The sequence below is a fragment of the Bosea sp. BIWAKO-01 genome, assembly GCF_001748145.1.
Lineage (GTDB): Bacteria > Pseudomonadota > Alphaproteobacteria > Rhizobiales > Beijerinckiaceae > Allobosea.
This window is the reverse complement of sequence record NZ_BCQA01000001.1, coordinates 3,092,024-3,115,018: the sequence shown is the minus strand read 5'-3', so window position 1 is coordinate 3,115,018 and position 22,995 is coordinate 3,092,024. Positions and strand designations below refer to the sequence as shown.

General features: G+C 66.5%; 15 protein-coding genes. 4 read left to right on the top strand and 11 right to left on the bottom strand.

The features are described from left to right. Positions 1 to 6: 6 nt before the first annotated feature. The 6 genes from BIWAKO_RS14340 to BIWAKO_RS14315 all read right to left on the bottom strand — a co-directional run bounded on the left by BIWAKO_RS14340 (position 7) and on the right by BIWAKO_RS14315 (position 8,636). The gene (locus BIWAKO_RS14340; protein WP_069879233.1) at positions 7 to 1,065 is read right to left on the bottom strand and encodes a DUF808 domain-containing protein; all 1,059 of its coding nucleotides are present in this window, start codon (positions 1,063 to 1,065) and stop codon (positions 7 to 9) included. Positions 1,066 to 1,155: 90 nt separating this feature from the next. Continuing rightward, positions 1,156 to 2,310, bottom strand: a complete 1,155-nt coding sequence (locus tag BIWAKO_RS14335) for an acyl-CoA dehydrogenase family protein (RefSeq protein ID WP_069879232.1) — start codon at positions 2,308 to 2,310, stop codon at positions 1,156 to 1,158. A 148-nt stretch (positions 2,311 to 2,458) separates the two neighbouring features. Further along, the gene (locus BIWAKO_RS14330; RefSeq protein WP_069879231.1) at positions 2,459 to 3,658 is read right to left on the bottom strand and encodes an acyl-CoA dehydrogenase family protein; all 1,200 of its coding nucleotides are present in this window, start codon (positions 3,656 to 3,658) and stop codon (positions 2,459 to 2,461) included. A gap of 5 nt (positions 3,659 to 3,663) precedes the next feature. Then, positions 3,664 to 4,851 (bottom strand): acetyl-CoA C-acyltransferase, encoded by a 1,188-nt coding sequence (locus BIWAKO_RS14325; protein ID WP_069879230.1) that lies wholly within the window; start codon positions 4,849 to 4,851, stop codon positions 3,664 to 3,666. 15 nt (positions 4,852 to 4,866) lie between these two features. Further along, entirely contained in the window at positions 4,867 to 6,552 is a 1,686-nt protein-coding gene (locus tag BIWAKO_RS14320; RefSeq protein ID WP_084651392.1) for an AMP-binding protein, read from the bottom strand. Next, complete coding sequence (locus tag BIWAKO_RS14315) at positions 6,549 to 8,636, bottom strand: 3-hydroxyacyl-CoA dehydrogenase NAD-binding domain-containing protein (protein WP_465247377.1); 2,088 nt, start codon at positions 8,634 to 8,636, stop codon at positions 6,549 to 6,551. The genes BIWAKO_RS14320 and BIWAKO_RS14315 overlap by 4 nt, the downstream gene beginning before the upstream one ends. A gap of 296 nt (positions 8,637 to 8,932) precedes the next feature. Between BIWAKO_RS14315 and BIWAKO_RS14310 the strand changes: the two genes are divergently transcribed. Genes BIWAKO_RS14310 through BIWAKO_RS14300 form a run of 3 tightly spaced genes read left to right on the top strand, consistent with a single transcriptional unit; the run spans position 8,933 to position 11,695 of the window. Next, complete coding sequence (locus tag BIWAKO_RS14310) at positions 8,933 to 9,679, top strand: enoyl-CoA hydratase-related protein (RefSeq protein WP_069882488.1); 747 nt, start codon at positions 8,933 to 8,935, stop codon at positions 9,677 to 9,679. Positions 9,680 to 9,683: 4 nt separating this feature from the next. Then, positions 9,684 to 10,496 carry an IclR family transcriptional regulator gene (locus BIWAKO_RS14305; RefSeq protein WP_069879229.1) on the top strand — a complete coding sequence of 271 codons (813 nt, stop codon included), beginning with the start codon at positions 9,684 to 9,686 and terminating at the stop codon, positions 10,494 to 10,496. After that, complete coding sequence (locus BIWAKO_RS14300; RefSeq protein WP_069879228.1) at positions 10,493 to 11,695, top strand: CaiB/BaiF CoA transferase family protein; 1,203 nt, start codon at positions 10,493 to 10,495, stop codon at positions 11,693 to 11,695. Before BIWAKO_RS14305 ends, BIWAKO_RS14300 begins: the two co-directional genes overlap by 4 nt. A 9-nt stretch (positions 11,696 to 11,704) precedes the next feature. On the opposite strand, the gene BIWAKO_RS14295 is transcribed toward BIWAKO_RS14300, so the two are convergent. The 5 genes from BIWAKO_RS14295 to BIWAKO_RS14275 form a co-directional block, all read right to left on the bottom strand. Next, complete coding sequence (locus tag BIWAKO_RS14295; RefSeq protein WP_069879227.1) at positions 11,705 to 13,207, bottom strand: tripartite tricarboxylate transporter permease; 1,503 nt, start codon at positions 13,205 to 13,207, stop codon at positions 11,705 to 11,707. A gap of 4 nt (positions 13,208 to 13,211) precedes the next feature. Further along, positions 13,212 to 13,706 (bottom strand): tripartite tricarboxylate transporter TctB family protein, encoded by a 495-nt coding sequence (locus BIWAKO_RS14290; RefSeq protein WP_069879226.1) that lies wholly within the window; start codon positions 13,704 to 13,706, stop codon positions 13,212 to 13,214. Positions 13,707 to 13,789: 83 nt separating this feature from the next. Then, on the bottom strand, positions 13,790 to 14,785 hold the full coding sequence (locus BIWAKO_RS14285) for a tripartite tricarboxylate transporter substrate binding protein (RefSeq protein WP_069879225.1): 996 nt from the start codon (positions 14,783 to 14,785) through the stop codon (positions 13,790 to 13,792). 128 nt (positions 14,786 to 14,913) lie between these two features. Next, complete coding sequence (locus BIWAKO_RS14280) at positions 14,914 to 16,365, bottom strand: trypsin-like peptidase domain-containing protein (protein ID WP_084651389.1); 1,452 nt, start codon at positions 16,363 to 16,365, stop codon at positions 14,914 to 14,916. Between the two features lie 37 nt (positions 16,366 to 16,402). Further along, complete coding sequence (locus tag BIWAKO_RS14275) at positions 16,403 to 17,434, bottom strand: LLM class flavin-dependent oxidoreductase (protein ID WP_069882486.1); 1,032 nt, start codon at positions 17,432 to 17,434, stop codon at positions 16,403 to 16,405. A 214-nt stretch (positions 17,435 to 17,648) separates the two neighbouring features. Between BIWAKO_RS14275 and BIWAKO_RS14270 the strand changes: the two genes are divergently transcribed. Continuing rightward, entirely contained in the window at positions 17,649 to 22,979 is a 5,331-nt protein-coding gene (locus tag BIWAKO_RS14270) for an alpha-2-macroglobulin (RefSeq protein WP_244523446.1), read from the top strand. The last annotated feature ends 16 nt before the right edge of the window (positions 22,980 to 22,995 follow it).

Sequence of the window (22,995 nt, the reverse complement as noted above, 5' to 3'; positions counted from 1 at the left end):
GGCGGACTACACCGCCTTTGGCGCGCTCTTACGGAACAGCTTCAACACCGGCTCCACAGCGAAATGCACGCCGGCGATCGCTGCCAGTCCCGCGATCAATCCGGCCACCGCTGACAGCGCCGCCGTCACCACCCATTCGACGACCGCGCCCAGGCCGGGAACAGGGCGGCCCGATGCCACGGCAGCATCGTGAATGAGATGCCCCACCGCGCTGAAGCCATAGCTCTCGAAACCGTGGATCAGGATGCCGCCACCGACCCAGAGCATGGCGATGGTGCCGACTGCGCTGAGGACGGAAAGCAGCACCGGCATGCTCGCCACCAGACCTCGCCCAAATCCCCTGGACAGAGGCCGCAGCAGACGATCGGCGATACTAGGCTCCGCGTCAGCGGGCGGCTTGCCACGCCCGAGGTGAAGCAGGCTGGTGACGGGCCGGTCGTTGCGTGCCAGCGCTACGCCGGCATCGTCCGCCTTCACAATCAGCGCGACGATACCGTAGACGAAAGCAGTCATCCCGATACCAACGACGGCCAACACCAGCGCCTGTGTCCAGAAGGGGGATTCGGACACGCTCGCAAGCGTGATCGCCATGATCTCCGCCGAGAGGATGAAGTCGGTCTTCACTGCGCCGCCGATCTTCTGGTTCTCGAGCTGCGTGGCATCGATCCCCGCCGAGGCGCCCTCGCCTTCGGCAGCGTCCGCGTCATGAGACCGGACCAGTTCCAGAACCTTCTCGGCTCCCTCGAAGCAGAGATAGAGGCCGCCCAGCATCAGCAGCGGCGTGATCGCCCGAGGGGCGAACAGCGCGAGCAGAAGCGCGCCCGGCAGCAGGAACACCAGCTTGTTCCTCAGCGAGCCCAGGGCGATCCGGCCGATGATCGGCAGCTCCCGGTCCGCGCTGAATCCGACAGCGTAGCGCGGCGTCACCGCCGTATCGTCGATGACGATGCCGGCCGCCTTCGCGCTCGCCTTCGCCGCCTGGCTTGCAGCATCATCGAGAGAGGCCGCGGCGACCTTCGCCAGAGCCGCGATATCGTCGAGCAGGGCGACAAGGCCGGAACTCAAGATCTCACCTCCGGGAAACGCGCTGGTCCAGGCCAGTCAACGACGCGGCCCCGAAGATGACAAGGCGCGTCTTGCGTCCGGCAAGTCGCCTCAGGAGGCCGCGACCAGCCCGCCAGCCTGCCCGACCCGCCGCAAATGATGGGGGGTATCGCCGAACAGGCTCTCGATCATGGTCAGGCGCTTGAAATAATGCGCGCCGAGATATTCCATCGTCATGCCGATGCCGCCATGGAGCTGCACCGCCTCCTGCCCGACCAGCCGGCAGGAGCGGTTGATCTGGACCTTGACGGCCGACAACGCGGCGCTCCGCTCGCCCGCATCGCGATGGTCGACCATCATCGCGGCATAGAGTGCCATCGACCGGGCCTGCTCGAGTGCCATCAGCATGTCGACGGCGCGATGCTGCAGAACCTGGAACTGGCCGATCGCGACGCCGAACTGCTGGCGCGTCTTGAGATAGTCGACGGTCAGGCCGTGCAGCGCATCCATGATGCCAACAGCCTCGGCGGCGAGCGCAGCAATGGCGTGGTCAGCAACACACTCGAGGATCGGCAGCCCCGCACTGAGCGATCCCAGCAGGGCATCCTCGCCGAGCACGACGCCCGAGAAGGCGATCTCCGCAGCGCGTCCGCCATCCTGTGTGGAGTAGCCTAGGGTTCTCACGCCGGGCGCCGCCGCATCGACGAGGAAGAGGCTGATACCGTTCCGGTCGCGCCGCCCACCATCTGTCCTGGCGCTCACCACGATCCGGTGCGCGCTGTCCCCATTGATCACGACGCTCTTGGCGCCATCGAGCACGAACCCTGTCTCCGTTCGCCGCGCGCTCGTCGCCACATCGTGCAGATCGTAGCGTGACTGCGTCTCGGTGAAGGCCAGTGCCAGACGCAAGGTGCCATCAACGATGCCCGGAATGATCCGCGCCTTCTGTTCAGCCGAACCGCCGAACCGGACGGCGCCGCCACCCAGCACAATGCTCGCAAGATAGGGTTCCAGCGCCAGTCCCCTGCCCAGCGCCTCCATCACCACCATGGTCTCGACAGGGCCGCCGCCGAAACCGCCCTCCTCCTCAGAAAACGGAATGCCGGTGAGGCCCAGCTCTGCGAACAGCGCCCACCCCTTCTCGGAGAAGCCGAGCGGCTCCTTCGCCAAGGCCTGCCGCGCTTCGAGGGAGCCATAGCTGGCGCCGATCAGCCGCTCGACACTGTCCTTGAGCTGGCCTTGTTCGGAGGAGAGATCGAAATCCATCGGGTTTCATCCAGCCTGGCGGGGCTTTGGCCCCCGCATCATGCTCGCCCTTTTGGCGAGCGCTTGCGTCCTGCGACGCGCGTGAAGGGAAGACGGGGATGGCCGGGACAGGCTCGGTCAGGACGCGGCAGGGCGCCAAGCCTCGTCGTCAAAGCCCCAGCACCGCCTTGGCGATGATGTTCTTCTGGATTTCGTTCGAGCCGCCATAGATCGAGACCTTGCGGTTGTTGAAATAGCTCGCTGCAGCCGCATCGGCCCAGTCATGCTCGAAGGGCCAGTCATTGGTGAGGTCGCCCGTCCGTAGCGGCGCGGTAAGCGCGAATGGCCCGGCCACCTCCAGCAGCAGTTCCGTCGTCGCCTGCTGCAATTGCGAGCCCTTGATCTTGAGGATCGAGGAGGCAGGATCGGGTTTGTTGGGATCCCGCCTGCCCTGTGCTGCGACCACCCGCATCTGGGTGATTTCCAGCGCCTTCAGTTCGATCTCGACCAGCGCAAACCGTTCGCGGAAATCGGCGTCATCCCACAGCACGCCGTCGCCGGCCGGCATCTCCTTCGCCAGCCGCTTGATCCGGGCAAGACGTTCCTTGGAGAGCCCGATCCGGGCGATGCCGACACGCTCGTTGGCAAGCAGGAACTTGGCATAGTCCCAGCCTCTGTTCTCCTCGCCGACAAGGTTCTCGACGGGAACGCGGACATCGTCGAAGAAGACCTCGTTGACCTCGTGCCGGCCCTCGAGCGTGATGATCGGGCGCAGTGTGATGCCGGGCGTCTTCATGTCGATCAGGATGAAAGAGATCCCGGCCTGCTTCTTCGCCGCGGGGTCGGTGCGCACGAGGCAGAAGATCCAGTCTGCGTGCTGCCCGAGTGTGGTCCAGGTCTTCTGGCCGTTGACGATGTAATGATCACCATCGCGGACAGCCCGCGTCTTCAGCGAGGCAAGGTCCGAACCCGCGCCGGGCTCGGAAAAGCCCTGGCACCACCATTCGTCGAGATTGGCGATACGCGCGAGGTGCTTCTCCTTCTGGCTCTGGGAGCCGAAGGCCGCAATCACCGGCCCGACCATGTAGCAGTTGAACTGCTGCGGCAGCGGCACGGCGGCGAGCAGCATCTCCTCGGTGAAGATATAGCGCTGGATCGGGCTCCAATCCTGCCCGCCCCATTCCCTGGGCCAATGCGGTACGGCCCAGCCGCGCGCGTTCATGACCCGCTGCGAGGTGACATAATCCTCCCGCGCCAGCCCGAGGCCTTCGGAGACCTTCCTGCGGATCAAAGCCGGGATCTCGGTGCGGAAGAACTGCCTCACCTCGTCGCGGAAGGCGATTTCCTCGGGCGTGAAGCGCAGGTCCATGATGGCTAGCCCTGATTGATCTCGAACAGTCCCGCACAGCCCATGCCGCCGGCGACGCACATGGTGACAACGGCATAGCGCGCCTTGCGGCGGCGCCCTTCCAGCAATGCATGGCCAACCAGTCGCGCCCCGCTCATCCCGAAGGGATGGCCGACCGAGATCGCGCCGCCATTGACGTTGACCTTGTCGGGATCGATGCCGAGCGTGTCGCGGCAATAAATCGACTGGGAGGCAAAGGCCTCGTTGAGCTCCCAGAGATCGATATCCGAAACCTTCAGACCATTGCGCTCGAGCAGGCGCGGCACGGCGAAGACCGGGCCGATGCCCATCTCATCCGGCTCGCAGCCGGCCGAGGCGAAGCCACGGAAGATGCCGAGCGGCGACAGACCCCGCCGCGCAGCCTCCTTCGCCGACATCACGACGCTCGCAGCCGCACCGTCCGAGAGCTGGCTGGCATTGCCGGCGGTGATGAACTTATCCTCGCCGCGCACCGGCTTCAGCTTCGCGAGCCCCTCCAGCGTGGTCTCCGGCCGGTTGCCCTCGTCCTTGGCGAGCGTGACCGGCTCGTTCCGCGTTTCGCCGCTCGCCTTGTCGGTGACCGACATCACTGCGCTCATCGGCACGATCTCGTCGTCGAACAGCCGGCGCTGCTGGGCCGCGGCGGTGCGGCGCTGGCTTTCCAGCGAGAACAGATCCTGCGCCTCGCGCGAGATGCCATAGCGCTCGGCGACATTGTCGGCGGTCTCGATCATCGTCGTGTAGATCTCGGGCTTGTGCTGCATCAGCCAGTCGTTCTGGGTGAGGTCGCGCCGCACCACCGGCTGCACCAGGCTGATCGACTCGACGCCTCCGCCGATCGCGACCGGCACGCCGTCCATGACGATGCGCCGCGCCGCATGCGCGATAGCCTCCAGGCCCGAGGCGCAGAAACGGCTGACGGTGACCCCCGCAGAAGCGACCGGGATGCCGGCGACCAGCGCGGCATGACGGGCGACATTGCCGCCGGTCGCAGCCTCCGGATAGCCGCAGCCGAGCACGATCTCCTCGATCGCCGCCGGCTCTACTCCCGCCTTCTCATAGGCCGCCTTGATGGCGTGTGCCGCAAGATCCGCGCCGCGGGTCTGGTTGAAGGCACCGCGATAGGCCTTGCCGATCGGCGTGCGGGCGGTGGAGACGATGACGGCTTCGGTCATGGATTTTCTCAGGTCCTATGCAGCGGATTCGGGTGAGGCGGGCTTGGCCCGCTTCTCTTGTTCTTCGGCAATCAACACCTTCGCCAGCAGCTTCCCGGCGGCGCTGCGCGGCAGGCTGTCGCGAAATTCCAGCGCGCGCGGCATCTCGTGGCGGCCGAGGCGATCCTTGAGGAAGTGCAGCAATTCGTCGAGCGTAAAGGCAGGCATGCCGGCTTTGAGCACGACAAAGGCCTTCGCCGCCTGACCGCGATAATCGTCGTCGATGCCGATGACGAGCACTTCCTGCACCGCCGGATGCTCGTAGATCGCATTCTCGATCGCCACCGGATAGACGTTGAAGCCGCTCGAAATGATCATGTTCTTGCGCCGGTCGACGATCTGGAACAGCCCGTCTGCGTCCATCCGGCCGAGATCCCCGGTCAGGAACCAGCCCTCGTGGAAGGCATCGCGCGTGGCCTCCGCCTCGTTCCAGTACCCCTTGAAGACATTGGGGCCGCGAATGGCGATCTCGCCGATTTCATCGGGCGGACAATCGGCACGCCCGGCATCGAGCGACACGATCTTCATTTCGAGGCCTGGCAGCGGTACGCCGATCACCCCAGGCCGAGGCTTCGCCTGCCTCGGCAGGCGCGAGCCGGCGGGCGCGGTCTCGGTCATGCCCCAGCCATTGTTCAGCCTGACACCCAATATGCCTTCGAGTCGGGTCTGGACCTCGAAGGGCAGAGGCGCCCCGCCGGAGACGCAGGAGCGCAACGACGAAAAATCGACCGTCTCGACGCCCTTGCGGTTGAGCAGGGCAAACCACATCGTCGGCACGCCCGAGAACATCGTCGCCCGACGGACCGCGATATCCTCGATCAGGATTTCGACATCGAAGCGCTGGCGCAGCAGGATGCGGTTGCCGTCCCGCAAATGGCGCAGCAGGATCGTGGTCAGCGCATAGATATGGAACAGCGGCAGCACCGCGATCGCGGTCTGCGCTCCGGCTTCCAACGGTTCGCCATCCGTCCAGAGCCGGTAGATATTCACCGCCGAGACAAGATTGCCATGCGTCAGCATCGCTGCCTTCGGCGCCCCTGTCGTGCCGCCGGTGAACTGCAGCAGCATCACATCCTCGGGCGAAAGCACCGGCCAGTTCGCCGGGTCAGGCGCCGTCATCAGATCGTCGAGCCAGACGAAGCCGCCACCAGGCGGCAGATCCTGCGGCTCGGCCTCCCCCGGTCCCCAGCGCGCATCGTCGCCGACCAATACGCGATCGACGAAGCCCGCCGCACGCAGCGCCTGCACCTGCGGCAGGAAGCCTGGAAGGTTCGTGGTGATCAGGCAGACCGGCTGCGTTGCCACGAGCTTGTGTTCAAGCTCCCGCAAGGCATCGAGCGCGCTGAGATGCACGACGGTCGCGCCGCAGCGCGCGACCGCGAAGAACGCGACGGGATGCCAGGGCGTATTGGGCAGGAACAGCGCCACGCGGTCGCCTGGCCTGACGCCATCGGCAATCAACCCCGCCGCGAGCCGGGTGGCCAGCCTGTCGAGTTCGCCATAGCTCAGCCCACTCTCGCGGAACGCGATGGCCACCGCGTCCGGGCGCGCCGCGACGGCCGGCACGAGCAGGTCCGACACGGTCCCGGTTTCCACTGCCGCGTCCCAGTCGCAGGCCTGCGGAAAGCGCTCCTGCCAGATCGGGCGCGGAGCCTGGCTCACGCCGCCCTGGCCTTCAGGCCCGCGAAGCCCTTGCCCTCGGCCGCGAGCTTGCGCAGCAACGGCGCTGGCGCGAGCGCGGCATCGCCGCTTTCCGCGGCGAGGGCTTCCAGCCGCCTGACGATGACATCGAGCCCGACGGAGTCAGCCCAGTGCATCGGCCCACCGCGCCAGGCCGGCCAGTTATAACCGTTGATCCAGATCGTATCGATATCGCCCGGCCGCGCAGCAATCCCCTCCGCGAGGATCTTCGCACCCTCATTGACCATCGGGTCGAGCAGGCGCGCCAGGATTTCGTCGGGTTTCATCGCCCGGCGCTCGACGCCCTGCTCCCTGGAAACCTGCGCGATCAGCGCCTCGACCTCCGGATCGCGCTGCCCGGCGCGCGCGCCCTCCGGATAGAGATAGTAGCCACGCCCGGTCTTCTGACCAAACCAGCCGCGTTCGCAGATCGCATCCGCGACCGCGGCGGTCTTGCCGCGCGACTTGCGCGTGCGCCAGCCGATATCGTTGCCCGCGAGATCCGACATCGCGAAGGGGCCCATCTTGAAGCCGAAGCCGGTTAGCGCCGCATCCACCTCATGTGGCAGCGCACCGGCGATCAGCAGCCGTTCGGCTGCCCGCGTGCGCTGTTCCAGCATGCGGTTGCCAACGAAGCCGAAGCAGTTCCCGACCACGACCGGCACCTTGCCGAGCCTGCGTCCGAGCGAAATCGCAGTGGCGACCGCATCATCCGCAACGCCGGCCGGCCGCACGATCTCGAGCAGCTTCATGACATTGGCCGGGCTGAAGAAGTGCATCCCGATCACATCCTGCGGCCGCTTCGTCGCCATGGCGATGGTCGCGAGGTCGAGATAGGAGGTGTTCGAGGCCAGGATTGCGCCTTGCTTCGCAATCCCATCGAGCGCGCCGAAGATCTCCTGCTTGACGCCCATCTCCTCGAAGGCCGCTTCGATCACGATATCCGCCTCGGCCGCAGCTTCGAGCCCGAGCTTCGGCGCAATCAGCGCCATGCGTTGATCACGCGCCGCCTCCGTCAGCGAACCACGCTTGACCGAGAAGCCGTAGGTGTCGCGGATGCGGGCATAGCCCTTGTCGAGCTGCTCCTGCGTCGTCTCGATCACTGTCACCGGGATGCCGGCATTGGCGAAACACATCGCGATCCCGCCGCCCATCGTGCCAGCGCCAATGACGGCCGCCTGCCGGATCTGCCGCGTCCCCTTGCCCTCGTCGATGCCCGGGACCTTGGCCGCCTCGCGCTCGGCAAAGAAAGCGTAGCGCAGGGCCTTGGAGCGATCATCGACGACCAGCTTGAGGAACAGCGCGCGCTCGGCAGCAAGTCCCTCGCCGAATGGCAAGGAGAAGACGCCACGCACCGCCTCGATCAGCGCCAGCGCATTCGGCATGTCGCCGGACCTGGCTGTCGCGTCCCTGGCCAAAGCCTCGAACGCCTCGCGGTCGGATGATGTGAGCCTGTCCGCGCGCTCACCGGTCTTCACGGGAGCCCCCTTGGCCGCGAGTTCCTGCGCCAGCGCGACGGCTGCAGCAACGAGGTCGCCCTCGACGACCCGGTCGACGAGGCCGAGTGCGGCGGCCTTCTCCGCAGAGATCGGCTCTCCGCCCAGCATCATCGGAAAGGCCTTCGCCGCACCGATCACGCGCGGCAGGCGTTGTGTGCCGCCGGCACCTGGAATGATGCCGAGCTTGATCTCTGGTAGGCCGAGCTTTGCGGCTGGAGCAGCCACACGGCCATGGCAGGCGAGTGCGAGCTCCAGGCCGCCGCCCAATGCGACGCCCTGGATGGCAGCCACCACCGGCTTCGCGGAGCCTTCGATGATCGCAAGCACATCGGGCAAGGTCGGTTCGACCGGTGGCCTGCCGAACTCGCTGATATCGGCGCCGGCGATGAAAGCCCTCCCTGCGGCGGCGATCACGACAGAAGCGACCGCCGGATCGGCGGCCGCGCGCGCAAGCGCATCGACGAGAGCGGCCCGCAGGCTGGCGCTCAGGGCATTCACCGGAGGATTGTCGATGGTCGCGATCGCCACCGAGCCGCTCTGCGAGAGCCGGACGGTCTCCATGGGCATGTTCCTCACGATTTCATTCTGCATTGCAGAATTAGGTACTGCAGCTCTCGGATTAGAGAGATGACGCGGCGTTCCTTGTCAAGAATTTACAGATCAACGTCGATCGAGCGCCAAAACGAAAACTGCATTGCGGAATGGGTGCCCGCAGCTTGACCACCGCGGAAGCCGCATGCCATGCCTTGCAGCCATTGACGCTAGGCGGATCGCTACTGCGAATCCAGCATCGCCGTGCGGCCTTTCGACAGGTGGAACAGCACTGCTGGGATCGCGTGACGATCGAGAAGGACAGGCAAGGAATGACCGAGACCGTTCTGACTCAAAGCCCCTCTCCTGGCGTCCTGCAGATCACCATCAACCGGCCTGATCGGCGCAACGCGCTGGACCGTGCGACCTATGGTGGATTGATCGCGGCCATCGCAGCCGGCGAAGCCGATGAGACTGTTCGCGCGCTGGTGATCACCGGGGCGGCCGGGTGCTTCACCAGCGGCAACGACATCAAGGATTTCGCCGCCGCCTCCGGCGACGGTCCGCGCATCGCCATCGATTTTCTGACGACGATCTCGACAGCCAAGAAGCCGATCATCGCTGCCGTCGAGGGCTTCGCCGTCGGCATCGGCACCACCATGCTGTTGCATTGCGACCTTGCCTTCGCCGGACGCAGCGCCAGCTTCCGCCTGCCCTTCGTCACGCTCGGGCTCTGCCCCGAAGGTGGATCGAGCCATCTCCTCCCGATGGTCGCCGGCAGCAAACGCGCCGCGGAACTGCTGATGCTGGGTGAGGCCTTTCCCCCGGAGACGGCCGCCGAAGCGGGCCTCCTCAATGCTGTGGTGGCGGAAGGCGAAGCGCTCTCGACCGCTCTCGACAAGGCACGCGCGCTCGCCGCCCTGCCGCCGCAATCGGTCGCCCTGACAAAAATGCTGCTGAAGCGCGGCAATGCAGCCGCCGTCGCCGAAACGATCGCGCTCGAAGCCAGGCATTTCGGCGAACGCCTGGTCTCGGCCGAGGCGCAGGCCGCTTTCGCCGCATTCCTGATGAAACGTTGAGGCTATGGCAGCGCAGCTGTCGGACCCCCCCGAACGCGGCGAACCGGCCGGCCCGAAGGAGGACCGGCATTTCGTCACCTCCCTGGCGCGCGGGCTCGATGTTCTCGCCTGCTTCAAGCGCAACGAGGATGCGCTCGCCAACTCCGAAATCGCGGCACGCTGCGGGCTGGCCCGCTCCACCGTTTCGCGGCTGACCTATACGCTGACCAAGCTCGGCTATCTCCATCATGTCCCCCATAGCGGGGCATACCGGCTTGGCACCGCGCTGCTCGCACTCGGCGCAACCGCGCTTGCCGGGCTCGATGTCCGCCAGATCGCCCGGCCGGGCATGCAGGACCTCGCTGATTTCGCCAGGGCTTCTGTCGGCCTCGGCGTCCGTGACCGGCTCAGCATGCGCTATATCGAGTGCTGCCGGGGCGAGGTCGCGATCGCGCTCAACATCGATACCGGGTCGCGCATCTCGATGGCGCGCAGCGCCATGGGGCGTGCCTATCTCGCGGCCTGCGACGCAGCCGAGCGCCAGGGCATCATGGACGACTTCCGCTCCGTCGATGAGGTCGCGTGGCCGGACCTGCGCGACGGCATCGAACAAGCGCTCGAGGAGTATCGCATGACAGGTTGCGTCCGCTCCTTCGGCGACTGGCAACCGACGGTGAGCGCGATCGCCGTGGCCTTCCGCCCCGGTGGCGGCCTGCCCCCGATGACGATCAACTGCGGCGCACCGACCGTCATCCTCGATCCCGCCTTCCTGCTCGAGGACGTCCGGCCGCGCCTGATCCGGTTGGCAGCCAGCCTTGAAGGAGTGATGGGTCCGTGATCGCTTCCGACCTTCCCCTCACCGGCATTCGCGTGCTCGATCTCTCGCGCATCCTCGCCGGCCCCTGGTGCGGCCAGGTCCTGGCCGATCTCGGCGCCGACGTCATCAAGGTCGAACATCCCCAACGCGGCGACGATACGCGTGACTGGGGCATGCGGCTCGGCGAGCGCAACACCTGCTATTTCAACAGCGTCAACCGCAACAAGCGTTCGATCGGGATCGATCTCGGCCAGCCCGACGGGCTCGCCATCGTCCTCGAGCTCGCGCGCAAGAGCGATGTGCTGATCCAGAATTTCAAGACCGGCGGCGCCGACAAGCTCGGCCTTGGCTATGCCGCGCTCAACGCCGAGAACCCCGGCCTGATCTACTGCTCCATTGCCGGCTACGGCTCCGCAGGACCGGAAGCGGCACGACCCGGCTATGATCTCGTCATCCAGGGCGAATCCGGCCTCATGGCCATGAACGGCAATGACGACCAGCCTCCGCTGAAATTCGGCGTCGCGATCGCCGATCTCTTCACCGGCCAATATGCGGCCCAGGCCGTGCTCGCGGCCCTCGTCCAGCGTGGACGAACCGGCAAGGGCAGGCATGTCGAGATGGCACTGTTCGATTGCGGGCTCTCGGTCACCTCCTATTACGGGTTGGAGGCCCTGGCGCTCGGTGAGGATCCACCGCGCTACGGCAACGCACATCCCTCGATCGTGCCCTATGGCGTCTTCGACGCGGCGGACGGCGCGCTCGTCCTCACCGTCGGAAACAATGCTCAGTATGATCGCTTCTGCCGCGCGGTGATCGACCGGGTCGACCTTGCCGAGAACCCGCGCTACGCCACCAACCTCCAGCGCACAATCCACCGATCGGAATTGCTGCCGCTCATCGAGGCTGAGTTGCGCGCCCGCCCGCGCGCCGAACTGCTCGCCAAACTGGCGGCGAACGGCATCCCCTGCGGCGAAGTGCTCGGTCTCAACCGCGCCCTGCGCTCGGAGCGGGCCGGCCAGGCCGGCATGCTGGTGGAGGATGGGGACAATGCCGGTGCACCGGCCGTGCTCGCCCCGCCCTACCGCCTCGACGGCGAACGGCTGCCGGTGCGCCATATGCCACCGGCATTGGGTCGTGATACCTGGACGGTACTCAAGGACGAACTCGGCCTGCCGGCCGAGCGCCTGGATGCCTTGAAAGCGCGCGACGTGATCGCCTGACGCCCGGCGCTACGCGGCGACGGCTCGCCTCGTCCGCAGCTTTTCCATCGACCACATCAGCACCGGCCAGAGCAGGGCGGCAATGGTCATAGAGGAGAGCACGATCGAGACCGGGCGATTGAAGAAGGGCAGGATGCTGCCATCCGACTTGATCAGCGAGGTCACGAAACTCTGCTCGACCATCGTCCCCATGACGATGCCCAGCACCAGGGCTGCAACCGGATAGCCGTTTTTCTCCATCACGAAGCCGATCAGGCCGAAGATCGCGACGCACCAGACCGCAAACAGGTTGTTGCCGGCTGTGGCGAAAGCGCCGACCGCGCAGAAGATCATGATCACCGGCATCACTGCCGAGCGCGGAGCGCCGACGACGCGGCTCGCTAGCCGGATCATGACGATCCCCAGCGGAATCATGATGATGTTGCCGAGCAGGAAGATGATGTAGAGCGCGTACATGCTCGAAGCCTGTTCGGTGAACAGGGTCGGGCCGGGGTTGAGCCCCTTCATGTAGAGCACGCCGATCGCAATCGCCGTGATCGTGTCCCCGGGAATACCGAAGAGCAGCGCCGGCACCCAGCCCGAAGCCAGGCTCGCATTGTTGCTCGCGCCGGCCTCGATCAACCCTTCGGGATGCCCCGTTCCGAACTTCTCGGGAGTCTTGGAAAAGCGCTTCGACATCGCGTAGCTGACCCAGGCCGCCATGTCGGCACCAGCCCCCGGCAGAACGCCGATGATGATGCCGACGATGTTCCCGCGCGTCTGCTGCTTCGGATATTCCTTGGTCAGCGCGATCTGGCCCTTCAGGATGCTGCCCAGACGCCGATGCTCGAGCTTCGGCGGTTCGCGCTCGCTGAGGGCGCGCATGACCTCCGCCAGCGCGAAGACACCGACAAGCGCTGGAATCGGCTCGATGCCCCCGAGAAGATCCGTCGAGCCGAAGGTGAAGCGCGCGACGCCGCCTGGATTGTCGATGCCGATACAGGTGATCAGCAGCCCGAGCAGCATCGCCGCGATTGCCTTGATCGGCGAGGAGCGCGCGACCAGCGTCGCGCACATCAGGCCGAGCATCGCGAGCCAGAAATTTTCGTAGGTCGAGAACGACAGCGCGAACTCGGCCAGGATAGGCGCAAGCACCATCAGCGAGAGCGTGCCCGCGATGCCGCCGAGCGCGGAGAACCACAGGCAGATGCCGAGCGCCGTCTCCGCCTGCCCCTTGCGCGTCATCGCATAGGCTTCATCCGTGTAGGCGGCGGACGCCGGCGTTCCGGGGATGCGCAGCAGGCAGCCTGGAATGTCGCCTGAGAAGATTGCCATCGCCGAGGCGGTGATGATCGTCGCGATCGCGGCGATCGGCGAGAGATAGAAGGTCACGGGCACCAGCAGCGCCGTGGCCATTGTCGCGGAAAGGCCGGGCAAGGAGCCGACGACCAGCCCGTAAACTGCCGATGCGAAGATCGCGATGAGAACGTCCGGCGCAAAGACAAGCCCGAAAGCCTGAATGATCGTGTTCATCGGCTCACCACGGAAATGGCAGCAGGCCATCGGGCAAGGGCACCCGCAGCAGCTTCAGGAAGATCAGGTTGATGACGAAGGGCGCGATCAGCGCGAGCGGGATCGAGAGCTTCGGTTTCGCGCCGAAAGCCGTCGACATGATCACGACCATGATTGCCGCGGTCGGCAGGAAGCCGAGCGTCTCGGAGAACAGCGCGTAGAACATCAGCAGAGCCGGCGGCAGCAGGGCGAGCCATGCCCGCCAGGCCGGCGGCTGAATCAGATCTTCAGGCGCGGAATGGCTGGCCACATCCGCCTCCGCCACATCCTCGAAATGGCGCCCGACACCAAACACGATCAGCGCCCCGCACACAGCAAGCCCGGTGCCGACCACCATGGGAAAGGCGGAGGGACCGACCTGCTGCCCGGGAACCGGGGGCAGTTTCGACCCATAGAAGAATGCGCAGGCTCCCAGAAAGGCGATGGCGGAGCCCGACACGCGATCAGCAAGTGGCGTCACAACGAATTCTCGACGAGAAAGGAAATCGGGACTGCGAAAGCCGGAGCTGCTGCGTAGCAACTCCGGCATCTCGCACCGGCAGATCAGGCCTTGGCCAGGCCCGCCGCCTTCATCGCGGACGCCATCGCCTTGTCGCCTTCGGCCATGAACGAGGCGAAGCCCGCCGGATCGGCGAACTTCATGCCGAAGCCCCGGGCGTTCATGAAGTCCTTGTACTCCTTGGAGTCGAAGGCCTTCTTCAGGGCGGCGGCGAGCTTGCCCTGGATATCGGCCGGCAGGCCCTTGGGCGCGCCGATGCCGCGCCAGGCGCCGACGGAGTAGTTGATGCCGAGCGTCTCGTTCAGCGTCGGGACGTCCTTGAACTGCGGATTGCGCTCGGTCGACATGATGGCCAGCGATTTCGCCTTGCCGGCATCGATCATGGCCCGGGCTTCCGGCACCGAGCAGGTGACGATGTCGATGCCGCCGGCCGCGAGGTCCTGCATGCCCGGCGCCGCACCGTTCGACGGGACCCAGGCGACATGATCGGGCTTCAGGCCCATCGCGACCAGCCAGCCGACCAGCGCAAGATGCCAGATGCCGCCCTGGCCGGTGCCCGAAGCCTTGAGCTTGCCGGGAGGCGCGGCCTTGATGGCCTCGGCGAGAGCCTTGATGTCCTTGTGCGGGCTCGAGGCGCTGACCTGCACGCCTGGCGGATCCTCGTTCATCAGGGCGAGCGCAGTGTAGCTTGCCGGCGTGAGATCGGTGAGCCCCTGATGATGCATCATCGAGATCTCGACCGTCAGCATGCCGATATTGTAGCCGTCGGGAGCTGCCGTCGCGATCGCCGAATGACCGACGACACCCGAACCGCCGGTGCGGTTGACGACATTGCAGGGTTGGCCGAGATCCTTCTCCAGAAGTGAGGCGACGATGCGCGCCGTCGCGTCCGTGCCGCCGCCTGCGCCCCATGGGCAGATCATCGTCAGGGGGCGACTGGGCCATTGCGCCTGTGCGATGGCCGGCTTGACGATCAGGCCTGCCGCACCTGCGGCTGCCGCGCCCTTCAAAAGCTTACGTCTGCTGATGCTGTCGGTCATTCCAGCGTTCCCTCCGCTTAATCGATTTAGTTCCGGGATGCTTCTCCGCGGGTGCGGGGCTCCCTTGTCAGTCCAACGCTATCTGAGCCGATTGTCGTAACGGAAACAACTGCTCTTTGAAGGTCGATTCACACTCCGCATGCAACGGGCAATGCGACCTTTCCGACCTTCTCGACAACCGCGCCGGTGCTGATCTCCGGCCCGGACGGCACCGCCTGAAGCGTCACGCCTGCCTTGCCCAGCACCGCCTGCATGGCAGCCGCGCCGGCAACCGCGTAGGCGCGTTGCGGCGCGACGCCGGCAATCAGCACCTTGTCCGACGGGTTGGCCGTCACCAGTCCGGCAAGGCGACCCTGGCGATCGAAGACCGGGCTGCCGGCTTGACCGGGTTGAAGCGGCGCGAACACGGCCTCGCCCGGGCCGAGACGCACGGATTGTCCAGGCAGGGCCATCGCCGTGCGCTGCCCGCCGGAATCGCTGAAGGCCAACAGCACGATGCTCTCCTGCGCCCCCAGCGCCTCACTCCGAAGGCCTGGCGGAGCCCCGGCCGCGGCGCCGTCGACATCCAGCAAGGCAAGGCCGCTCGCATCATCCCTGATGCGCAGCCGCGCCGCCCGGCCGGAAACCTTGAGCGATTTGCAGGTGTCGATCGCCGCTGACGCCGTCAGGACGAGTTTGTCCGAAACAGCGAGGCCGACGCCAAACCGCTCCGTCGGCCTTGCCGCGACCACGACCGCAGGTGCCGCGCCCGGCGTCGACGCGCTCGCGACAGCAGGACCCGCCGTCGCAGGCGCAGGCCCGGTCGGAAAGGGTTCGAAGCTGCTGGCAATGGCGATGACGAGCTTGTCGACGCTTGGCGCCAGAGCCTTGTCGTAGCCCATCGAGAAACCGCGAAGGCCAGCCGGTCCTGCCGACAGGCGTCGGTAGAACCGGCCCGTGGGTGTCTCGCCGGTGACCACGAAGAAATCCGGCCGCAGCAGCTTGTAGGTTATCTTACGGCCGGGAACGGCTGTGCTCGTAGCCTTCTCGAAGAGCGCCTCCAGCGTGTCGCCTGCCGGTGCGCTGCTCGTATCGAGCGTCACCCTTCCGTCCTCGCTCTGCCAGCGGCCACCTCCGGTCGCTGTCGCCTCGCGGCGCGGCAGCAGCTTGGTCGGAATGCCGATGCGTATGCCGGTGCGTTCGTCCGTGATGACGCGAAAGCCCGCCGCCTCGCGCGCGGCCCCCGCCGCCTGCGCCAGGGCCCGACGCTCGACGGGCGTCAGGATTCCGTCCGGTGCGCCGTGCGAACCGGCCTTCAGCGCGTTGATGCCACGAAAGGTCAAAGGCCCGTAGGAACCGCTGACCGCGCCGTTGAAATGCCCTGCCCAGATCAGGTCGTTCTGGATCGCCCTGCGTTCGGCATCGGGCAGGGCGTCGAAGGCAGACTGCGCCACCGCAAGCTGCGGATTCGCCGCAGCTTGCGGCTGAGCCTGCGCGAGCGCCGGCAAGAACAGCAGCCCGGCAGCGACGAGCAGCCCCCTTGTCCCAAGCGAAGACCTCAACCCCGTCGCCATCACGCGCTCCCCTGCAGTCAGCAGCATTGAAGCGTCATTGCCGGCGCATCCGCAACTGGTCTCGTCAGGTGAGCATTTCGCGGACCAGTGGCATGACACGGCGTCCATAGAGCTCGATGCAGCGCATCATCCTGTCATGGCCGAGCGGCCCGGCGCTGTATTTCATCTGGAAGCGCACCGCATCGAGCGCCTTGACCGTCGCAGCGATCTTGCGCGCGACCGTCTCCGGCGACCCGACATAGAGCGAGCCGAAATCGATCTCCTGATCGAACTCGGCGCGGTTCATCGGCGGCCAGCCACGCTCGCCTCCGATCCGGTCGCGCATCCGCTTGTAGTCCGTGAAGAACTCCTCGCGCGCCTGCTCGTCCGTTTCCGCGACATAGCCCGGCGAATGCACCCCGACCGGCGGCACCGGCTTCCCCAGTTGCGCAAAGGCGCGGTGATAGAGATCGACATAGGGCCGGAAGCGCTTCGGATCGCCGCCAATGATCGCGAGCATCAGCGGCAGGCCGTAGCGGGCCGCGCGAACGACGGATTCAGGGCTCCCGCCAACCCCGATCCAGGTCTTCAGCACTCCGGTTTCCAGCGTGGGAAAGACGCTCTGGTTCTTGAGAGGCGGCCGCGTCGTGCCCGACCAGGTCACCGCATCCTGGCTGATCAGCGCCGCGAAGAGATCGAGCTTCTCCTCGAACAGGGTCTCGTAATCGCGCAGCTCATACCCGAACAGCGGGAAGGACTCGGTGAAGGAGCCCCGGCCGAGAATGACCTCCGCCCGTCCGCCCGACGCCGCGTTGAGCGTCGAGAAGCGCTGGAACACCCGGATCGGATCGTCCGAGCTCAGCACCGTGACGGCTGAGCCGAGGCGAATCCGCTCTGTGCGCCCGGCAATCGCCGCAAGCACGACCTCCGGCGAGGAAATGGCGAAATCGGACCGGTGATGCTCGCCGATACCGAAGAAATCGACCCCGACCTGATCGGCCAGCACAGCCTCGTCGATCAGGTTGCGAATGACCTCTGCATGCGGCAGCGGCTGACCGTCCGCCCCCGCGGTGACGTCGCCAAACGTGTCCAGTCCCAGTTCGAGAGGCTGTGTCATGCACATGTCCGTTCAGGCTTGCTACGGTCGAGGGAGATCGTGCCGAGATCAGCCTCGGCAAGACGCATCCGCAGCAATTGAGGCGCAGGAGACGTGCTTTCAAGGAGGCCCGTCATGCGCACCGGTTCAGAGCCTCAGGCATCAGATGCGCGGCCGGTTTCGTCGTTGCTGCAAGACGGTCCCGCCAGCTTTCACGTTGCACTGCCGAGCACGGATGCTAGCCTTTGGTCATACCGCGCCAGCCTCACAGTGGCGCGGCATCGACGACGACGGGCCGGACCGGCCGAAGGGACTGATCATGACCTTGCTCTCCCGGCTCGCGCTGATTCTCGGTCTTGCCCTCGCCGCCACCCCGGCGCTCGCTCAGAAGGCCTATATCCGCAACGATCTCCAGGCAGACGGGCAACGGCTCGAAGAACGCCTGAAGCGGGACGTCTCGGCCAGCACGCGCCCGGCTGCGGCCGCCCTGCGCGACGGCGAGGCCGCGCTCTCGCGCGGTGATGCCCGCGCCGCGCTGCCTCAGGCCAATGCCGCCGTCGTCGCCGATCCCCAGAATTCCGCGGGATGGCGCCTTATGGCGCGGGCCGCCAATGCCATCGAGCCCCGTGACTTTCGTGAACGCTGGGAACTCCGCGAACGCGCGATCAGTGCCGCCTACCTCGCCTATCAGCGCGCGACCTCTCGTCCCGACGAAGCAGCCTCGCTCGCGGTGCTCGCCCGTACCTTCGAGCGCAACGAACTCTGGCGCCCGGCGCTGACCACCTATCGGCTCAGCCTCGATCTTCAGGACAATGGCCAGCTGCGCACGGCCTATGAAAGCCTGCGCGAGAAGCGTGGCTTCCGCCTGCTCTCCAACAAGGTCGATGCCGATGCTGCGAGCCCGCGCGCCTGCTTCGAATTCTCCGAGCCGCTCGCCCGCGGGCGTGTCGATTTCGCGCCCTATGTCGCGATTTCCGGCGGCAAGGGCGATTTCGCCGTCAGCGCCGAGGAGCGCCAGATCTGCGTCGACGGCCTGCGCCACGGCGAACGCTACGCGTTCGTCATTCGCCAGGGCGTGCCTTCCGCACTTCCCGATGAGAAGCTGCTGAAATCCGCCGATTACGAGGTCTATGTCCGCGACCGCACGCCATCGGTACGCTTCACCGGCAAGAACTATGTGCTGCCGCGCACTGGTCAGCAGGGCATCCCGGTCGTCTCCGTCAACGCCGACAAGCTCGATCTCGAGGTCATGCGCATCGGCGACCGCAATCTGATCAACTCCGTCCACTCCGATGATTTCCTCAGCCAGCTCGGCAGCTACAACGCCGGCCAGATCGCGTCCGACAAGGGCCAGCGCGTCTGGGCCGGCGCGATGGACGTCAAGTCCGAGCTCAACAAGGATGTGATCACCGCCTTCCCGGTGCTGGAGGCCGTCGGGCAGCTCAAGTCCGGCGTCTATGTGATGTTTGCCAAGCCGACGGGCGGACAGGCCGCGCAGCCCTCCGGCGACGGCGATTATGACGACGGCTCGACCCGCGCGACGCAATGGTTCGTCGTCTCCGATCTCGGCCTGACGTCCTTCTCCGGCCCCGACGGCGTGCATGTGCTGGCGCGCTCGCTCGCCGACGCTGCGCCGATCCCGAATGCAGAACTGCGCCTCATCGCCCGCAACAACGAGGTTCTCGCCACCGCTCGCACCGATGCCAAGGGCTATGCCCGCTTCGATGCCGGCCTCGCCAAGGGCCAGGGCGGCAATGCGCCGGGCCTCGTCACCGCCCTGCTCGGCGAGGATTATGGCTTCCTCGACCTGAAGCAGACCGCCTTCGATCTCTCGGATCGCGGCGTGAAGGGTCGCGTCGCCCCGGCCGGCCTCGACGCCTATCTCTATACCGAGCGCGGCGTCTATCGCTCCGGCGAGACCGTCTATCTCACCAGCCTGCTGCGTGATTCCGCCGGCGCCGCCGTCACCGGCCTGCCGTTGACGCTGGTGGTGAAGCGACCGGACGGCGTCGAGTACCGCCGCCGCCAGGTCGAGGATCAGGGCGCCGGCGGGCGGGCGCATTCCATCCCGCTGATCTCCGGCGCACAGACCGGCACCTGGCGCGTCCAGGCCTATGCCGACCCGAAGGGCTCAGCCATCGGCGAGGTTTCCTTCCTCGTCGAGGATTATGTGCCCGAGCGCCTCGAGCTGACGCTCGCGCCGAAATCCCCCGTCCTCCAGGCGGGGGAACCGGCCGAGATCGATGTGAATGCGCGCTATCTCTACGGCGCGCCGGGCTCCGAACTCGACGTCAACGGCTCGACCACGATCCGCGCCGCCGCGAAATCCGCCATCCCCGGCTTTGCCGAGTTTCAGGTCGGGCTCACCGACGAGGCCTTCGAGTCAATCCAGAGCGACCTGGAGGAGAGCGCCACCACCGACGCCGCAGGCAAGGCGACGATCTCGGCCGGCGTGCAGCAGCCTGAGACCAATCGTCCGCTCGAGGTCGAGATCACCTTGCGCGTCGGCGAGCCGGGTGGCCGCGCCATCGCGCGCTCCGTCACCTTGCCGATCGTGCCGAAGGGCGCCGCCATCGGCGTGAAGCCGCTGTTCAGGGACGGTGAACTCGGCAACGGCCAGACGGCGAGTTTCGACGTCATCATGGCCAATGGCGACGGGCGCCGGCTCGCCAAACCGGGCGTGAAATGGACTCTGTCCAAGGTCAATCGCAACTATCAGTGGTTCTTCCAGGATGGTCGCTGGAACTATGAGGGCGTGAAGACGACCCGCCGCGCCGCCGATGGCGAGGTCGCCGTCAGCGAGACGGCCGCAGCCCGCATCGCTGCACCCGTCCAATGGGGCAATTACCGGCTCGACGTCGCCTCCGATGGCTCCGACGCGACCGAGACCAGCGTCTCCTTCACTGTCGGCTATGAGAGCGACAAGACGGCCGACACGCCCGATGTGCTGGAGGTCGCACTCGACAAGCCGTCCTATGCGATTGGCGAGACCATGCAGATCAGGCTCTCGCCGCGCTTCGCAGGCAAGGCTACGCTCGCCGTCGTCGGCGACAAGCTGAACGAGATCCAGACGATCGACATCGTGCCCGGCGGCAGCACAGCCTCCATCCCGGTCAAGGCGGAATGGGGAGCCAGCGCCTATCTCGTCGCCCTGGCCCACCGCCCGATGGACACCGCTGCGCAGCGCCTGCCCGGCCGCGCCATCGGCCTGTCCTGGTTCTCGATCGGCAAGGAACAGCGCACGCTCCAGGTCGACCTTGGCGCACCCAATCTGGTGCGCCCGCTCTCGACGCTCTCCCTGCCGGTCAAAGTGACCGGGGCGCGTGCCGGCGAAGAGGCGTTCGTCACCGTGGCTGCGGTCGACATCGGCATCCTCAACCTCACCCGCTTCGAAAGCCCCGATGCCAGCAAGTACTTCTTCGGTCAGCGCCAGATCGGCCACGAACTTCGTGACCTGTACGGCTATCTGATCGACGGCATGCAGGGTGTGCGCGGCACCATCCGCTCCGGCGGTGACGCGGCGCCCGCATTGCAGGGGGAGGCGCCGACGCAGGAGCCGCTTGCGCGCTATTCCGGGGTGGTCAAGCTCGGTCAGGACGGCACCGCGAAGATCGATTTCGAACTGCCCGCCTTCAACGGCTCGGTCCGCATCATGGCTGTCGCCTGGTCGCAAGGCCGCACCGGCCAGGCCAGCACCGACGTCATCGTGCGCGACCAGATCATCGCCCAGGCGACGCTGCCGCGCTTCCTTGCGATCGGCGACCAGTCGCGTTTCCATCTCCAGATCGACAATGTCGAGGGACCTGCGGGCCCCTATCTCGTCGATCTCGACGTGAAGGGCCCGGTTCTCGTTGCGGCTGACGCAACCCGACGCACCTTGACCCTCGCCGCAGGCGCCAAGAGCCAGATGACGATCCCGGTCACCGCGGCAGGGCTTGGCCGCGCCGAGTTCGACGTCCGGATCAGCGGCCCGAATGGCGTCGGCACCGTGCAGAACCTCGCCGTGCGCGTGCAACCTTCGGCCAACACGATCGCGCGCCGCATCGTCCGGCCCATCCCCGGCAATGGCGGCTCGATCACCGTGTCATCTGATCTGCTCGCCGATCTCGTGCCGCGCTCGGGCCAGGTCTCGGTCGCGGTCTCGCCGCTGGCCGCGCTCGACGTGCCGGCGATCCTGAAGGCGCTCGACCGCTATCCCTATGGCTGTACCGAGCAGACCGTCAGCCGCGCCCTGCCGCTGCTGCATGTCAACCGGCTGGCCAGTCTTGAGCAGCTCGCGCTCGATGCCAATGCCGACGAACGCGTCAACGGCGCGATCGAGCGCGTGCTCGCCCGTCAGGGCGGCAATGGCTCATTCGGGCTCTGGGGCGTCGGCGGCGAAGACCTCTGGCTCGACTCCTTCGTCACGGACTTCCTGACCCGCGCCCGCGAGCGCCAGTTCAACGTCCCCCAGATCGCCTTCAATCTCGCGCTCGACCGGTTGCGCAATCAGGTCGTCAACACCAGCGAGATCAACAAGGAAGAAGCCACCGGCATCGCCTACGCGCTCTATGTGCTCGCCCGTAACGGCCGGCCGGTGATGGGCGACCTGCGCTATCTCGCTGACAACAAGCTCGGCGAGTTCGCCTCGCCGTTGGCACGCGCGCAGATTGGAGCGGCGCTCTCGCTGCTCGGCGATCGTGGCCGCGGTCGCGCCGCCTTCACCAGCGCGCTTGCTGGCCTCCAGGAGGCGCGTGACGACGGCCTGTCGCGGCCCGATTACGGCTCGCGCCTGCGCGACGGCACCGCGGTCCTGACCCTGATCGCCGAAACCAATGGTGAGCGCGCCGACATCGCGCGCGCCTCCTCGATCGTGGAGAGCGCCCGTGGCTCCGCCCGCTACACCTCGACCCAGGAGAACATGTGGATGGTGCTGGCGGCACAGGCCATGGCCAAGGAGGCCGAGGGCATGGCGCTGACCGTCGACGGCGCCGAGCGCAAGGGCGCCTTCTACCGCACGCTCTCGGACCAAGCGCTGGAAGCCAAGCCGCTTGTCATCGCCAATCCCGGCGCCGCCTCTGCGCAGGCGGTGATCACCGTTGCCGGCATTCCGACCACGGCCGAGCCCGCCCTGAACCAGGGCTTCGCCCTGGAGCGGAGCTACTACACCATGAAGGGCGAGAAGGCCGATCCGGCGCGTCTGCGCCAGAACGAGCGCTATGTCGTCGTCCTGGGAGTGACCGAACCCTCGGTTCGCTACGGGCGGCTGCTGCTGGTCGATCCTCTGCCGGCCGGGCTCGAGATCGAGAATGCCAATCTCACCGAGGGGGCCTCGACGCAGGGCCTGAGCTGGCTGAAGCAGGAGGTTACGCCAGTCCACACCGAAGCGCGTGACGATCGCTATGTCGCAGCCTTCGAACGGCCAGGCTCCTCGAACCAGCCCCTTTCCTTCACGGTCGCCTATATCGTGCGCGCCGTCTCGCCTGGCCGCTATGTCGCGCCCGCAGCCGCCATCGAGGACATGTACCGCCCCGACCGCTTCGGCCGTACCGCCTTCGGCACGGTCGACATCACCTCGGCGAGATAGGGACGCGAAGGCTCGT

What these genes read in the sequence shown, in the direction of transcription:
- BIWAKO_RS14335 (WP_069879232.1), bottom strand. Translation starts at nt 2,310, where the DNA reads ATGGATTTCGATCTCTCCTCCGAACAAGGCCAGCTCAAGGACAGTGTC.
- BIWAKO_RS14330 (WP_069879231.1), bottom strand. Translation starts at nt 3,658, where the DNA reads ATGGACCTGCGCTTCACGCCCGAGGAAATCGCCTTCCGCGACGAGGTG.
- BIWAKO_RS14325 (WP_069879230.1), bottom strand. Translation starts at nt 4,851, where the DNA reads ATGACCGAAGCCGTCATCGTCTCCACCGCCCGCACGCCGATCGGCAAG.
- BIWAKO_RS14315 (WP_465247377.1), bottom strand. Translation starts at nt 8,636, where the DNA reads ATGCCCATGGAGACCGTCCGGCTCTCGCAGAGCGGCTCGGTGGCGATC.
- BIWAKO_RS14310 (WP_069882488.1), top strand. Translation starts at nt 8,933, where the DNA reads ATGACCGAGACCGTTCTGACTCAAAGCCCCTCTCCTGGCGTCCTGCAG.
- BIWAKO_RS14305 (WP_069879229.1), top strand. Translation starts at nt 9,684, where the DNA reads ATGGCAGCGCAGCTGTCGGACCCCCCCGAACGCGGCGAACCGGCCGGC.
- BIWAKO_RS14295 (WP_069879227.1), bottom strand. Translation starts at nt 13,207, where the DNA reads ATGAACACGATCATTCAGGCTTTCGGGCTTGTCTTTGCGCCGGACGTT.
- BIWAKO_RS14285 (WP_069879225.1), bottom strand. Translation starts at nt 14,785, where the DNA reads ATGACCGACAGCATCAGCAGACGTAAGCTTTTGAAGGGCGCGGCAGCC.
- BIWAKO_RS14280 (WP_084651389.1), bottom strand. Translation starts at nt 16,365, where the DNA reads ATGCTGCTGACTGCAGGGGAGCGCGTGATGGCGACGGGGTTGAGGTCT.
- BIWAKO_RS14275 (WP_069882486.1), bottom strand. Translation starts at nt 17,434, where the DNA reads ATGACACAGCCTCTCGAACTGGGACTGGACACGTTTGGCGACGTCACC.
- BIWAKO_RS14270 (WP_244523446.1), top strand. Translation starts at nt 17,649, where the DNA reads ATGCTAGCCTTTGGTCATACCGCGCCAGCCTCACAGTGGCGCGGCATC.